We start from the raw sequence: 13,968 nt of genomic DNA, 5'->3' as shown, positions 1-13,968 counted from the left end.
AAATTATCGGCCAGCGGAGGAAATAAGAATGGACACAGAACTTTTAAAGATTTTTGATGAGAACCGAAATCCGGTTGGAACGGCTACCCGTGAAGAAGTACATAAGAGGGGTTTTTGGCACGAGGCTTTCCATTGTTGGTTTGTCAGGAAGGAAGAGGAAGCCAACTTTATTTATTTGCAACTCAGAAGTCATCTAAAAAAAGACTATCCCAATCTATTAGATATAACCGCTGCTGGGCACCTTTTAGCTCATGAAACGGTTCTTGACGGTGTGAGGGAGATTAAAGAGGAAATAGGGATTGATGTTCAATTTGAAGAATTAGTTTCCCTTGGGATCATTTCCTATGAAATTGAAAAAGACAACTTCATAGATAAGGAATTTGCAAATGTATTTTTATTTAAAAGTAACAATCACCTTGGTGACTTTACTCTACAAGAGGAAGAAGTGTCTGGCATTGTAAAAATGGTTTTTGATGAATTTGCTGAACTTTGGTTAGGTGAAAGAAAAACGATTACGATCCAAGGTTTTAAAATCAATCAAAATGGCCAAAAGGAAGTCATTGCTCGTATTGCTACACGGGATGAATTTGTACAACATGAAATTTCCTATTATAAAACAGTTATTGAAAAAATAAAGGAAGCGATTCAATGATTTATGTTATAAGGCATGGGCAAACAGACTTAAATAAGGAGAGAAGAATGCAAGGGCGATGGGGGCTTCCTCTAAATGAAGGTGGAATGGAACAAGCGCAAGATCTTAGAACTCGACTTAAAGGGATCAAGTTTGACTATGTCTATTCTTCACCACAAGAAAGAGCTATTCAAACAGCTGAAATCGTAACAGGTCAAAAAGTGTTGGTCGATCCAAGGCTTGATGTATTCCATTTAGGGGAAGCTGATCGACTAAAAATAAACGAAGTTAAAATGGCTGGAATGACCCCAGATTCCAATGTTTATAAAAGTGTGGAAGATCCCTATTCATTCATTAATCGAGTTTTTGATTTTATGAAGGAACTAGAGACGAAATACTCTTATGATGAGGTAAACATTTTCATTTCTGGGCATAGATGTACTACTGGTTGTATCGGGGCCTTCTTTGAAGGGATTCCAAAGGACGGGAAAATATTAAGATTTTCATCAAATACTGGAAATTTCAAGATATATAACTTTTAATATCAAGAAAACTATGGCTTAAAATAAAATCGTTGTTTGGAGTGAGGGTTTGCCATGAAAAATAAATTGATGTATGGTTTTGTCTTTTTAACACTAGTTCTTTCAGTAGCTGGCTTTTCAAAACTTTTGAATAGTGTTGAAAATGGGAAAGCCTCTGCAAATGAATTTCTTGGGGCAAAGATGGGTGGAAGTATGAATACGGATGAATTCCTACTTATGACTGAAGGCTACATCCAATCTAACATCATATTAGGTGCTATCATGTTGATGGTAGGATTATCATTTTTTTGTTTCAGCCTTTATACCATTCTTAAAAATTTCAAATAAGTGGTTATTACGGAAGTGGTGATATAAATGGAAATTCAACCTTCAAAAGAACAAATCGAAAAATGGATCAAGAACTATGTACCTAAGAAGGACTATTTTTTCCTTGGAGAGAAGGATTTACAAACCTTTGAAAAGTATTTTAATTATGTACTTATCATCCCACGAGGTGAATTTTTTCAACATCCATCTTATTCACAAATTCAACTAGTGAATAGTTTTGAATATTGGAATCTATCAAAAGAAGCCTTATATGTACTTGTGGCAAGCTCGGATTGGTTTACTAGTCTCCCGGCCAATTTGAAAAAGGTGCTTAACGAGATTCAATTCAAGATGGGGAGAGGACTTATTTTACCAGTGCCTGATTCCATATCACCGAATTCGGTCCCTGAAGATTATTTGGTGGAAGAGAAACACTTCGTTCTTCAAAGTGAGATGTGGCGGAAACTACCCTTTGATATAAAGGAATCTTTCATCATAAATTATGCCTCTCAATGGGATAATTGGACAGGTATCAAGACGCCTGAACACACGCCTTTACATTTGAAAAAATATGCGAATACATTTCCAACGGAATCCGGCAGTAATTGTTTAGCTGCGACGTTATTTGCCATATCGGAGCAAGAGTGGATGGTAAATGAATGGGTTCATCCGCAGACCTTTAAGCAGGGGCTAATGAATAGACATTATCATAAAACCGAGTATGATGAATTAGTTGCTGGTGATGTGGTCACATGGGAGAACGCAGATGGGATCATTCAACATGCTGCTTACCATATTAGCGATCATCTTTTCTTTAACAAAAATGGGCAAACCTTCTTTAACCCATGGAAAATAGTTGCCTGGGATGATTTAAAGGAAGAGTGGAAGGAATATGATTATATAATTTATCGGAAGAAATAACATATAAGGGACTTTGTGAAAACAATGTAGAAAATATTTTTTAATAAGGAAGGTGGATATTAAAATGCGCCATACAGCGAGAGCAACCGAATGTCCAAAGTGTGGGTCAAAAGAATTGGGAAGAGGGCAGCATAGAAGTTACGCTGTCATGTCCCCGGTTAATAAAATGAGCTTTGGTTCTGATATAGAATATCTCATTTGTACCGAGTGTGGATATATTATCGAGGGATATGTGAAAAAACCTGAAAAATTCAAGGGTACTTTATAATAAGCGAGATCGTTATATCTCATTTTCTATCAATTTTGGAGGGAACCTTAATGGCAAAATCATTTCGAAATTTTCTTGATTCCTATTTAGAGATTTGGAGAATGTCATCTATCGACCAACTAAGGGAAATCATTTCTAGGGATTACCAAGCCAGAGAAATTAGAAATGGAGAAATAGAGGACTTTGGGTATGAAGAATCCATTCAAGGGTGGGAGCAAGGATTTACGTTTGTGAGAGAGAATGATGCTCAATGGATTCTAAATGAACATTCTGTTGTACCACTTCGATCAGATGAGTGTTTAGTTATTTTATCGGCGACCATGACAATTGATGGTAAAGACCTAGACACTTCACATCTTTTTTTCCAAACATTTACTAAATCTGCCGATGACAGATGGCAATTGGTAAGGAGCTATATCGAAACGGGTGTAGCGAATGAGAACATTAAAAATTTTAGCTTAGTAAACTTAAATGATGCGTAGAAACCTAAGAGCGGTCACGATATAGAAAATCGTGACCGTGGAATCAAGATATGAACATCTTAATTATTTCGGGTCATTTATGAAAATACTTTTAAAATAACCCACAGCCTCCATCATTCTCGGCCCATACCAAAACATTTCACCGTCAAGGATCATGGTTTTTACATCAGGCATCATGTCCGAGAACTCGACCACATGTTCATCCTTAAATGGAAATGGCTCGGTAGCTAAAAATAAATAATCAAGTTTTGCCTTTTTAATATCCACTTCTGTAACAGTAGGATATCTTCCTTCAAACGAAGAAAAGGCATTTTCAAACCCTAACATCTCTAGAAGGGAATGAATGTAAGTGTTACTCCCGACAACCATATAAGGTTTCTTCCAAATGACATAGGCAACTTTTTTTCCATGGGCTTTTGGGAGTGATTGAAAGGCAGCTTGTATGTCTGCAAGTAACCGTTTAGATTCAGTTTGACGGTTAGTTAGTTCACCTAGGTCGCTAATCATTTTATAGGCATCTTGCACCGATTGAACTTCTGCAACGTAAACAGGAAACTCTTTTTCTAAAACCTCAACCATTTCCTTTGTGTTTTCTTCTTTTTCAGCCAAAATGAGATCTGGCCGCAGGGCTCTAATTTTATCAAGATGAATTTGTTTCGTTCCTCCGATGGCTTCAGCTTGCTGAACCTTGTCTTTAGGGTGAGTGCAATAGCGGGTTCTTCCGACGATTTCATTCGCTAGCTGTAGTGAATAAAGGGTATCTGTCATTCCAGGTGCTAATGAAATGATACGACTGGGTGGGAATGGAAACTCAACAGTACGGCCAAGGTGATCGATGACTTTCTTTTTACTATTCATGCAGTCCCTCCTCTAATAATGATATTATCACATTGACCATGCAAGATAGGTAGGAAAAAATGGTCTCTAAACCAAAATGACCAATAAATGGGCGAGAAAGTGTATAGAGAGCTCGTCTCTATACCAAAATGAACAATAATTAAGGTGAGAAATGGTATAGAGAGCTCGTCTCTAAACCAAAATGAACAATAAATAGGCGAGAAAGTGTATAGAGAGCTCGTCTCTAAACCAAAATGAGCAATAAATTGGTGAGAAATGGTACAGAGAGCTCGTCTCTAAACCAAAATGAATAATAATTAGGCGAGAAATGGCGCAGAGCTCCTGTCTCCCCGCCATCTTCCTAAGAAATGCATAATTTTTCAATAAAATGGTACATTTATTTTGTTAGTTTAATATGCTAATAGTAGGCGTTACCTGATTTACAACATCATTCCCCTGGAGTCTTTCGGCCCGAACGAAAGGCTCTTTTTTTGTCCGCATTTTGTATAAATTTAGCATCTGCGATCACCCACTTAAGGTAATTGAACGGACTTAACATGTTGGAAATTCAAATAAACCGTATCCCCGTTGGCCACTACTAATTCGATCGTGTCTTGATCTATATTTTTTAAATAGCCCATTTTCAACGTATCCTTACCACCGTTCAAAATAACTAATTTACCAATTTCCCGTTTCATTTGGTCACCGAAGTTAGCAAGAAATGACCCACGAGTAGATTTTAATGGCTGTGTAGAAAACGAATAAGGGATTGTGGCATCGGTAAATGGAATGAGCCATTTCATGTGTTTGTTGGATACATACATCTGTCCGTAAAGCGGTGAATGAAAGACGAAATAGTCATCAAGAGCATCGGTGATCCATCCATGAAAGGAGTAGCCGCAAATGACGGAAATCTCTGTGTAAATACCAATTGCATTATTAATTGTTCCTTGAAAAGAAATGTCGTCCATCTTGATGCCAGGTGAAACATCAGGCGGTTGCTCCACAAATTCGTCCTTGTTCGGATTCATTTGAATTCTATCGACGTGATCCAAAGGGATATAAAGAAACTGCTGGCCATTGTAGACGACTAAAATATCATCGCCTAAATCTTTTAAAATCCCGTTAACAGCGAACTTTCCCAACATTTTAATATTTACTTGCTTACCTACTAAATTTTTCATTTGACTGTTCAATCTTTTCTCCTCCAATTATATTGTTATGAGAACACCATCTGTACCCAGTAGAATAATAGAAACAAGGTGACAATCGTTGAGATGGGAATAACGATCAGTGAGACACTTAAATAATCCTTCCATTTCACTTTAATTTTGTTCTGTCTTAAAATATGCATCCAGATTAGCGAGGCGAGTGTTCCAATCGGTAAAAGTAATGATCCAATGTCACTGCCGATAATATTTGCGAGATAGATTGTTTTTAACGTGATGGGGTCTAGACCCATTTCGGTTAAGGTAATCGTCCCAATCATTAAAGCCGGGTGGTTGTTAAAGACGTTCGAAAGAATTGACACCAATCCGCCCATCATAAAACTTGCCTGTAACAAACCTTGATTCACAATCGGCTCACAAAATTCAACAAGAATCCGTGTCAAGCCAGCATTATGCAATCCGTAAATGATGACGTACATCGAAAAAGCAAAAATGAGTATATGCCATGGTGTTTTCTTCAAAATATCGATCGGGTTGGTTCTTAGGTGGTACCATCTCCAGATAAGGATAGCAACCGAGCCAAGTACCGCCACCATTTCAATCGGGATAGAGAAGAAGGATGCAACGAACAACAGACATCTCATGATAAAAACGAACAGGAGCACCTTTAACATGAATAAGGTCCGTTTCTTTTTCGTATCCACGGAAATCGACCCTTTTAATGGGTGAAAATGTTTGCTGAAAAAGTTTTCTTCAATATTCTCTAAGGAAGCCGGTAAGGTTTTGGGTAATTTTTTCTTCACCACTAAGAACATGATCCAAGACATAAACAATAGTCCAAGTGTGGCTGGTACAAACATCATCGCGGTGTGCATATATAGCGTCATGTGTACAATTTCCAAGGCGATTAAGTTCACGATGTTACTAACCCCGATGGGGGCGCTTGATGCCGTTGCGATTAAGGCACCACTGAGCAAATAAGGAATCATTTCATGTGGTTTTAGGCGAAGATTTTTCAGAAGAATGATTAAGATGGGTGTCGTAATTAAAATGCTTCCGTCATTATTAAATAAAAGGGTCATTAAGAAACATAACAACTGGATATACCAGTATAGCCGGTAGCCAGAATTTTGCGAAAAGGCGGCGAGTCTTGCGGCTGCCCAATGAAAGAATCCGAAACTTTCCAAAATAACCGCCATGACAATTGTTGCCATGATGGTAATCGATGCACCTCCAATTTTACTAATAATATCTGCCACATCGGCGCGGGAGACTATGCCCATTAGGAAAATAATCACTGCACCTATTGAGGCAGGCCAAGCTTCATTTAAGCCCCCTGGTCTCCAAAAAATGACGACCATCGTCATGATGAAGACAAATATGGTAAATCCAATGGTGAAACTCACTAAAATACTCCTTTCTTTTTTGTAAGATACTAGACAGGTATCACTACATGTCCTATTCCCTATATTCATATTCACCCGGATAAACATTGGACTGGTTATTTAACTATTTCATGAAAAATGTATGTTTGTCATTATAGGTACTTTGCCTTAGTAATGGTAGAGTCATTTCTGGTATTCTAGTAGTGGAAGAAAGCGGAAGAAGAGGTGCAATATGGGAAGAGCAAGTATTTATAAAAGTGAAGAGGGTAAACGAGTGATTCAGGATCACTACGAAAAGTACCTGAAAACATTTCAGGTCGAGATTGATAGGGTTTATGTAGAAACCTCCTTTGGTAAAACTCATGTCCTTGTAGCAGGGCCAACGAACGGTAAACCTGTATTTATTTTTCAAGGTGGCAATTGTATCAATCCGATGACATTATCGTGGTTTATGCCTCTATTGGACAAATACAGAATCTATGCACCTGACACGATTGGACATCCTGGGTTTAGTGATGAAAACAGAATATCTGCTAGCGATCATAGCTTTGCTAGGTGGATTAGCGAGCTATTGCAATATTTTCAGATTAAAAGTTGTGCGTTCATTGGTCCATCCTATGGAGCTGGGATTATTTTAAGATTAGCAACCTTCATGCCCAAAATGATAGACTGCGCGGTATTAGTTTCACCAGCCGGGATAAATCTAGGTTCGAAGTTAGTGATGATCAAAGATATTTTGTGGCCTATGATTTTATTTAATTTTACCTCATCTGAGAAACATCTTAACAGAATAGCTAATGTCATGTCGGAGAACAGCATGAAAGAGATGGATAGAAGAATCATTGGAGACGTATTCAAACATACAAAACTTGAGCAGGAAATGCCGAAACGAACAGAGAAGAGAGAATTGGAACATTACAAGGCTCCAACCCTAGTCATCGCCGGTAAAAAGGATATCTTTTTTCCTGAGAGTAGGTTGAATGGGGTGACGAAAGAAATCATCCCGAATTTGAAGGGGTTTCTAGCCTATGAAATGGGGCATTTTCCATCTGATACACAATTAGCCGAAATGAATGATGAGATAATGGAGTTTTTAAGATTGCATTATTAGGCTAAGGGGGCAATTGTCCAGATCCTGTGGGTGTGAGATTTTAAACTAAAAGTGAAGGAGTGTACAAAACTTGTTAAATGAAGCCTTATTAGCAGTTAAAGAATATCGAGAGGTCCTCAATTCAGGTAAAATTGATCAAATCAAACAATGGGTTTCTGATGATTTTATTGGGTACTTTGGCTATTACACGGATCGAGATTATGAAGTATATAGAGGTAGCGAATATAAGGAAGACAATATCGCCACCTTTAAAGCTTATGAGGGGAAGAACCCATTTTGGCAATATAACGATTTAACCCAAAATTTAAGGACGCCATCTGAACTTATTATTTCGTCCATCCTAGAATTCTATTTATCGGGCATAAAAGTAGCAACTGTATTGGCCATGGAAGTTTTCAAAAAAGAAGCGGGCGAATGGAAATTATTCAGACAGCACATGGAAAGATATGCGGAATAATAATACGAAGGGGCGTACATATGGACATGCAATTAAAAGAAAAAATCGAACCAATCATTGGCGAAATAGATAAGGATGAATCTCTTTCAGAACAGGGCTGTACATCGAAGGTGCGGAAACTCTCTAATTCAAACGGAGAATTCCTACTAAAAAGCTCGTATGTAGAACGATATCGTCATTGGTTGAAAACAGAAGCCCAGACTCTTCAAAATCTACTTAATGAGGACATTCCGGTACCTACTTATTTTGGATTCGTCGAAGAGGAGACAGCCAGTCATCTGATTATGTCTTTTGAGAAGGGCGTCACTTTAACATCCGCTTTAAAAAATGCAACGACAAGAGCTGGAAAAATTTCCCTCATTAAAAGCTTTGGCCATTTTTTGCAAAAGTTTCATGAAATGGCTCCAATCAAGGTGCTGCAACATGAAATGGACTGGCTAGAGGAACGTCTAGAAAAGGCACAGTATTATTTAAGTAGAGGCGAGGGGGATGGGAACCAAACTCTGTTAGATAAATTAAACGCCAATAAGCCAAATCCAGTTCGGCAAACAATGATTCATGGCGATTGCACAACCGACAATGTTCTTGTGGTTGATGGAGAGGTACTCCTATTCATTGATGTTTCTGGAATGACAGTTGGGGATCCGCGCTACGATGAATCACTCGCCATTAGTGATATCATCGATGAACCTGAATACCTTCTAGCATTTTATGAGGGCTATAGTCGGTATCGGACAACGGAGGATGAATTTCATTACTTTAATGATGGTTTGTATGAGTTTTTTTAGAGATTGTAAAAAATGTCTCAGAGACGCCGTCTCTGAGACAAACTGGTCGTGGATGAATAAAATTGTCATAGAAAATGAATCAGGCTAACCAAAATTAGGAAACAATTCCGTTAGTTCTTATCTTTCACTTGGATTAGTCCGAACCCATTCCCAGTTGGATCGACCAAATAGGCAAGATAAAAATCATCAAACTCCATTTTGTCTCTCACAATCATGGCACCGTTCTGTTTTGCTTCGGATATAGCCTCATCGATGGAGTCTACTTCTATTTGAATCCGGGTTCCATGCGGGAAATCATTCGGCCCCTTTCCGATCCCACCATTGATGCCAGGCTGATCATGATCCCCAGTTGTGATAGCCCAATAGCCCCATTGTGGTTCTGCAATTTTCCATCCAAAAACGCTAGAATAAAATGCAGCAGCTTTTTCAGGCTCTTGACTACTAAGTTCGAAACCTATAACTCGCGCCATTCCTTTATCCCTTCTTTCAAATTGATACTGTAACCTTTACTGAATAACCATATCGAGTAAACCCTTTTAATCAAAATACAACATAATAGAGTCATTCTCCTTCTTTATTTAGACATTTAAATATGAAAAATGAACGATGAAAATTTACCTATAAGAGTGTCATACGAATCAAATATGAAAAGTATAATGAAACGAGTAAACAGGAACGCAGGCTACTTTTAAAAGGGGGAATACGTATATGAAAACGAATGTCAATAAGCTACCTCTATTAGATTTATGGTATGACAGTAATACCAACAAGCGGTGGAAAGTAAATCTACCATTTTCGCCAAAGTTTCCGTTATGGTCTGGTATCCAAACTAATCAATCGAGTGTCGTATATTTTGAGCTTGAGCCAGGCTGTGAGCTTGGCGAGCACTATGAGAGCCATGAGGAGGTACTTTTTGTTATCAATGGGGAAGCAGAAGTGGTCATAGGGGAGGATTGCTATGAGGTAACCGATGGGGAGTTGTTCGTTATACCGCCATCCATTCCACATACCGTCAAAAATAAAGGAGACAAGGTGGCAAAGTTCATCGGTTTCTTCGCAAATTCAGAATCACATTCAACATTCTCAGAGGATGTTTCACCAGTCGGTTTAAAGGTTTTATAGTAACTATTATTGCGAAGTGTAGAGCCGATTTTTGAAAAGACAAGACTGTTGCCGGACATACGTTCCACTATGTTTGAAAAAGATCCCATATTTAATAGGTTTACGGACATACTTTCCGTTATTTGATGAAAAAGAGGCCGATTTCCCCAAAAATCTAGTGAATAACGGATTCAATGTCCTCAAAGGTTGCTAAAAGCACCATTTTTAGTAAAATAACGGATTCAATGTCCGCCTCAAAAAAGAAAGGCACTCAATACAAAAAACAGCCATGAGTAAGTAAGCTCATGGCTGTTTTTTCAAAAGGAATTAATAACTAGGAAAATTGGTTTCATGAATGTGCCCAGGCTCTTGTTTTTCCATTAATTCAGCCAAGGCTGCTTGTAACACCCGCATTTGCGTTTGCTTATCATGCGGTTTTCCAAGGGAATGGCCAAATTCGAATCCGACTGGGTGAATCGCACGTGGGGGCCTCATTAAGCTAGATTGTTCGACATCTAACGTGATTAATGTAGTTGGAATCCCTTGTGCTTCAATTCCACGCTGCACTGTAACTACAGTGCGATGGCAGAGCGGTCAGCCGGCTGTTAATAGAACGGCATCCGCCTTGGAACGGACAACCTCTTTTACAAGGGCAGGGATGGTCTCATTGTTGATTTTATTCAAACGCATGGAGTAGCCCATCATGGTGAGGTGTTTTTCGGCAACCCCACCAAGATCGCCATCATCGACCATTTCGCGTAACCGATCAATCGGAAAGACGCAATTTATGTCCTCCTTCGGTGCATCGGTATTATAATGTTCCTTTGGAGCAGCATGGGTAACCGTTAAGTCCTTTGCATCTACATCGCCTGGAATGATGCGAAAAGTGGCATCGCCTTCAGCCGGGTTTGTGTTATATGGCTCCTGGCTATTGAGATGGACGCCGGAGGTTGAAACGATCATGATGGTCATTTCATGCAATGGTTTATTGACAGGTGTATATGGGATAGCTTTTCTAGAGAGTTCCATACACAGTCTCCTTACTTGTTAATAGAACCAAGTTATAGTTTACGTAAAACATCAAATAACTCTTCATTATCAGGCTGTTGCCCGAGTGGGTGAACATCGATAAAGCGAATGATGCCTTCCTTATCTACGATAAAAAGGGCACGTTCAGAGGCACCGTAAGCCGGTTCATCTGGATTCTTGCGTAGAACCCCGTATTTTTCTGCTACTTCTCCATGTGGGTAAAAATCAGCACATAATGGATAAGAAATTCCACCAATCGATCTTGCCCACGCATCATGACTATGAACGCTATCTACACTAATACCCACGACCTGGGTATCAAACTCCTCAAAACGAGGTAAATCATCCTCGTAAGAAGGCATTTGCGCTCCTCAAACTGGAGTCCAATCTAAAGGATAAAAGCAAATAAACACGTTTTTGGATCCGCGAAATTCACTCAAGGAAAACTTGCGGTCACCGTGTGCCGGTAAGGTGAAATCAGGTGCCTGATCACCTAGTTTTAGAGTACTTGTTTCAGTAGCTCCTCTTGGCATAAGAATTCTCCTTTCTCATCTTGAATGATTGTCAAACAATTTATAGTATCGTCTCTTTGGGGCTCCTTTAGTCGAACTAAATATAATTATTTTTCCATGGGTAAATTGTTTGAAAAGTTGACACATTGATTTAAGTAAAAGTGTGGTAGGCTTAACCCATAACGAATATCAGGAGGGTTCAATATGTGCGGATGCGCTTCTAATAAACAAACCGTTTCAGACATAATTAACCATGTGAAAAGTAAAGGAAAAGAGAACCAGCCACCTCTAGTTCAGCACGAAATCGAATGTGAGTGTGGGGAAGTTTTTCGTTTTACAAAAGTTATTATGAATTGTCCAAAATGTAATATGACATATGCCGTTACCCCATGCAGTTCAGCTGATATAAACAATATTAAGATGGCTATGATTGAATCGGTGTAAAGACTGATAGGCCCTACTAGCAGAGTAGGGCTTTTTATTTTTTGTTATTTGGGACATATGTCCTTTTTCAAAAGCAACTTTTATCATTAAATGAAAGAATAAATACTACATGGGAGAGGGTTAGATGAAAGGGAGTATATTTGCATTATTGGCTGGGACATTTATCACCCTTCAAGGTGTGGCGGTTTCGCAAATTAGTAAAGATATCGGAACATGGCAGGCAGCAACGATCACTCAGTTTACTGGTTTTATCGTTTCGCTCATCATCGTTCTGAGTTTTAGAGACCAATCATGGAAAAAGTTAAAGGAAATAAAGCCCTTATATTTATCAGCTGGATCGTTTGGAGCCATTGTCCTCTTTAGTAATGTTCTTGCCTTTCAAAAAATTGGCGCAACCTTGACAATGGCAGTCCTATTGATTGCACAGTTGGGCTTAACTTTTATCATCGATCATAACGGATGGTTTGGAGTGAAAAAGCAGAAAATGGAGTTACCTCAAGTTCTGGGTATTGCTATGATGGTAACAGGAGTTGTAATCCTAACGTTATAACTTAGGAGGAGGGCAAATGTGAAAATAGAGAATAACAGTGAACGATTGAAGCATTATCTGCAAGAATATCGGTTAGAATCCGTTTTTAATGAACAACTATTTCCTTATTTATCCTTGTACCACTTTGAACAGGGGGAGATCATTTGCTCGCAAGGAGATTTACCCGAGTATTTATACGTACTAGTGAAGGGAAAAGTGAAAATTTACACTAACACAGCGGATGGAAAAACGCTAATCCTCTCATTTAAAAAACCACTGGAACTAATCGGTGACATTGAGTACATTCGCCATATAGATATTATCAATACCGTCGATGCGGTATCACCGGTAACGATGATTGGCATTTCGTATCGTTGGCTTAGAGCATTTGGACATGAGCATCCACCATTACTGCATTTCTTTTTGGATATGCTATCTGAAAAGCTCTATACCAAAACACTTTCATTATCGCAAAGTTTAATGCATCCTGTTGAAGTACGATTAGCAAGCTACCTTCTCTCTAATATAAGTGTTGATTCTGCAACCATGTTGATTAACATTAAAGATACCGCCAATTTTATTGGCACTAGCTACCGACACTTAAATAGAGTGATTGAACAGTTCAGTCGTGAAGGATTAGTTGAGCGAAGAAAGGGATTTATTATCGTAAAAGACCAAGCAGGTTTGCATAGATTGGCCAATCACAATATATATGAATAAACGTTAAACGTAGTTAGGGGAGATAAAGTTGGTTATCGGTTTATTAATGGCAGTAGTCGGAGGGTTACTAGTCAGTTTGCAAACGATTTTCAACAGCAATGTCAATATAAAGACGAATTCGTGGGTAACAACCACTCTAGTACTTGGTTTAGGGGCATTAGCATCATTAATTTGCGGACTTATCTTTGATGGTTTTAGTTTTTTTTCATTGGAAAATATGAAAGTATGGCACTGGGTTTGTGGTCTCTTAGGAATTGGTGTAGTGACATTTATGGTAAAAGGAATCAGACTGCTAGGTCCAACTTATGCCATTTCCATCGCGCTCGCCTCTCAACTTGGCTCTGCCTTGTTGATTGATTCCTTTGGCTGGTTCGGATTGCAAAAAATCCCATTCACCGCCCAACAATTGATCGGGGTACTAGTAATAGTTGGCGGCATTATTGTGTTTAAATTTAGTGGAGTTGTAAAGAGTAACATAAAAGAAGGTTCATCTGCTTTGTCAAAATAAAGCGGATGAACCTTCTTTTGTTTTATTCTGGATTGCTTGGGGTTAGTGCGGTTCTCAATGCCAAAACTAGCAAGAGTAAGCAGCAAACTGGCGTTGAAGATTACTCTCAACGCCAAAACCAGCAAGAGTAAGCAGCAAACTGGCGTTGAGGAGTACTCTCAATGCCAAAACCAGAGAGCGTCTAAAATTTTGTGTAAATGGATATACTTGCCAATTAAGGAGATGATC

At 38.7% G+C, this 13,968-nt stretch carries 21 protein-coding genes; 14 read left to right on the top strand and 7 right to left on the bottom strand.

Going from position 1 to position 13,968, the window contains the following annotated elements; translation table 11 throughout:
• Positions 1-28: 28 nt before the first annotated feature.
• From ACX9YW_RS08335 to ACX9YW_RS08310, 6 genes are all read left to right on the top strand, one after another.
• On the top strand, positions 29-652 hold the full coding sequence (locus tag ACX9YW_RS08335; RefSeq protein WP_460344720.1) for an NUDIX hydrolase: 624 nt from the start codon (positions 29-31) through the stop codon (positions 650-652).
• The gene (locus tag ACX9YW_RS08330; RefSeq protein ID WP_460344717.1) at positions 649-1,173 is read left to right on the top strand and encodes a histidine phosphatase family protein; all 525 of its coding nucleotides are present in this window, start codon (positions 649-651) and stop codon (positions 1,171-1,173) included. Before ACX9YW_RS08335 ends, ACX9YW_RS08330 begins: the two co-directional genes overlap by 4 nt.
• A gap of 54 nt (positions 1,174-1,227) precedes the next feature.
• Complete coding sequence (locus tag ACX9YW_RS08325) at positions 1,228-1,500, top strand: hypothetical protein (RefSeq protein WP_460344714.1); 273 nt, start codon at positions 1,228-1,230, stop codon at positions 1,498-1,500.
• Positions 1,501-1,527: 27 nt separating this feature from the next.
• On the top strand, positions 1,528-2,400 hold the full coding sequence (locus ACX9YW_RS08320) for a hypothetical protein (protein WP_460344711.1): 873 nt from the start codon (positions 1,528-1,530) through the stop codon (positions 2,398-2,400).
• A gap of 64 nt (positions 2,401-2,464) precedes the next feature.
• Positions 2,465-2,668, top strand: coding sequence for a transcription initiation factor TFIIIB (locus tag ACX9YW_RS08315; RefSeq protein WP_460344708.1), 204 nt, complete (start codon positions 2,465-2,467; stop codon positions 2,666-2,668).
• A gap of 50 nt (positions 2,669-2,718) precedes the next feature.
• Positions 2,719-3,150: a flavoprotein gene (locus ACX9YW_RS08310; RefSeq protein ID WP_460344705.1), complete on the top strand. Its 432-nt coding sequence runs from the start codon at positions 2,719-2,721 to the stop codon at positions 3,148-3,150.
• Positions 3,151-3,213: 63 nt separating this feature from the next.
• On the opposite strand, the gene ACX9YW_RS08305 is transcribed toward ACX9YW_RS08310, so the two are convergent.
• From ACX9YW_RS08305 to ACX9YW_RS08295, 3 genes are all read right to left on the bottom strand, one after another.
• Positions 3,214-4,008, bottom strand: a complete 795-nt coding sequence (locus tag ACX9YW_RS08305; RefSeq protein WP_460344702.1) for an ABC transporter substrate-binding protein — start codon at positions 4,006-4,008, stop codon at positions 3,214-3,216.
• Between the two features lie 512 nt (positions 4,009-4,520).
• A complete protein-coding gene (locus tag ACX9YW_RS08300) occupies positions 4,521-5,183 on the bottom strand; it encodes a YwrJ family protein (protein WP_460344699.1) in 663 nt (220 codons plus the stop codon).
• A 23-nt stretch (positions 5,184-5,206) separates the two neighbouring features.
• Positions 5,207-6,562, bottom strand: coding sequence for an arsenic transporter (locus ACX9YW_RS08295; protein WP_460344696.1), 1,356 nt, complete (start codon positions 6,560-6,562; stop codon positions 5,207-5,209).
• Between the two features lie 211 nt (positions 6,563-6,773).
• On the opposite strand from ACX9YW_RS08295, the gene ACX9YW_RS08290 reads away from it, so the two are divergent.
• From ACX9YW_RS08290 to ACX9YW_RS08280, 3 genes are all read left to right on the top strand, one after another.
• On the top strand, positions 6,774-7,652 hold the full coding sequence (locus ACX9YW_RS08290; RefSeq protein WP_460344693.1) for an alpha/beta fold hydrolase: 879 nt from the start codon (positions 6,774-6,776) through the stop codon (positions 7,650-7,652).
• A 70-nt stretch (positions 7,653-7,722) separates the two neighbouring features.
• Positions 7,723-8,109, top strand: a complete 387-nt coding sequence (locus ACX9YW_RS08285; protein ID WP_460344690.1) for a DUF4440 domain-containing protein — start codon at positions 7,723-7,725, stop codon at positions 8,107-8,109.
• Positions 8,110-8,129: 20 nt separating this feature from the next.
• Positions 8,130-8,897 carry a phosphotransferase family protein gene (locus tag ACX9YW_RS08280; protein ID WP_460344687.1) on the top strand — a complete coding sequence of 256 codons (768 nt, stop codon included), beginning with the start codon at positions 8,130-8,132 and terminating at the stop codon, positions 8,895-8,897.
• Between the two features lie 110 nt (positions 8,898-9,007).
• Here the strand turns inward: ACX9YW_RS08280 and ACX9YW_RS08275 are convergent, their stop codons facing one another.
• Complete coding sequence (locus ACX9YW_RS08275) at positions 9,008-9,367, bottom strand: VOC family protein (RefSeq protein ID WP_460344685.1); 360 nt, start codon at positions 9,365-9,367, stop codon at positions 9,008-9,010.
• A gap of 238 nt (positions 9,368-9,605) precedes the next feature.
• Between ACX9YW_RS08275 and ACX9YW_RS08270 the strand changes: the two genes are divergently transcribed.
• Positions 9,606-10,019, top strand: coding sequence for a cupin domain-containing protein (locus ACX9YW_RS08270; RefSeq protein ID WP_460344683.1), 414 nt, complete (start codon positions 9,606-9,608; stop codon positions 10,017-10,019).
• 306 nt (positions 10,020-10,325) lie between these two features.
• Here ACX9YW_RS08270 and ACX9YW_RS08265 read toward each other — a convergent pair whose 3' ends face one another.
• From ACX9YW_RS08265 to ACX9YW_RS08255, 3 genes are read right to left on the bottom strand one after another with little or no spacing between them, the layout of a single operon-like run.
• Complete coding sequence (locus tag ACX9YW_RS08265; protein WP_460344680.1) at positions 10,326-10,565, bottom strand: hypothetical protein; 240 nt, start codon at positions 10,563-10,565, stop codon at positions 10,326-10,328.
• Between the two features lie 27 nt (positions 10,566-10,592).
• Positions 10,593-11,027, bottom strand: a complete 435-nt coding sequence (locus tag ACX9YW_RS08260) for a glycine/sarcosine/betaine reductase selenoprotein B family protein (protein ID WP_460344677.1) — start codon at positions 11,025-11,027, stop codon at positions 10,593-10,595.
• A 32-nt stretch (positions 11,028-11,059) separates the two neighbouring features.
• Positions 11,060-11,560 (bottom strand): redoxin domain-containing protein, encoded by a 501-nt coding sequence (locus tag ACX9YW_RS08255; RefSeq protein WP_460344674.1) that lies wholly within the window; start codon positions 11,558-11,560, stop codon positions 11,060-11,062.
• 183 nt (positions 11,561-11,743) lie between these two features.
• Between ACX9YW_RS08255 and ACX9YW_RS08250 the strand changes: the two genes are divergently transcribed.
• From ACX9YW_RS08250 to ACX9YW_RS08235, 4 genes are all read left to right on the top strand, one after another.
• Positions 11,744-11,983 (top strand): hypothetical protein, encoded by a 240-nt coding sequence (locus ACX9YW_RS08250; protein ID WP_460344671.1) that lies wholly within the window; start codon positions 11,744-11,746, stop codon positions 11,981-11,983.
• 124 nt (positions 11,984-12,107) lie between these two features.
• A complete protein-coding gene (locus ACX9YW_RS08245) occupies positions 12,108-12,533 on the top strand; it encodes a DMT family transporter (protein WP_460344668.1) in 426 nt (141 codons plus the stop codon).
• 18 nt (positions 12,534-12,551) lie between these two features.
• Positions 12,552-13,232: a Crp/Fnr family transcriptional regulator gene (locus ACX9YW_RS08240; RefSeq protein WP_460344665.1), complete on the top strand. Its 681-nt coding sequence runs from the start codon at positions 12,552-12,554 to the stop codon at positions 13,230-13,232.
• A gap of 28 nt (positions 13,233-13,260) precedes the next feature.
• Positions 13,261-13,740, top strand: a complete 480-nt coding sequence (locus ACX9YW_RS08235) for a DMT family transporter (RefSeq protein ID WP_460344662.1) — start codon at positions 13,261-13,263, stop codon at positions 13,738-13,740.
• Positions 13,741-13,968: the final 228 nt, after the last annotated feature.

The organism is Pseudoneobacillus rhizolycopersici (assembly GCF_054786815.1).
This window is presented reverse-complemented; position numbering and strand designations above follow the sequence as displayed.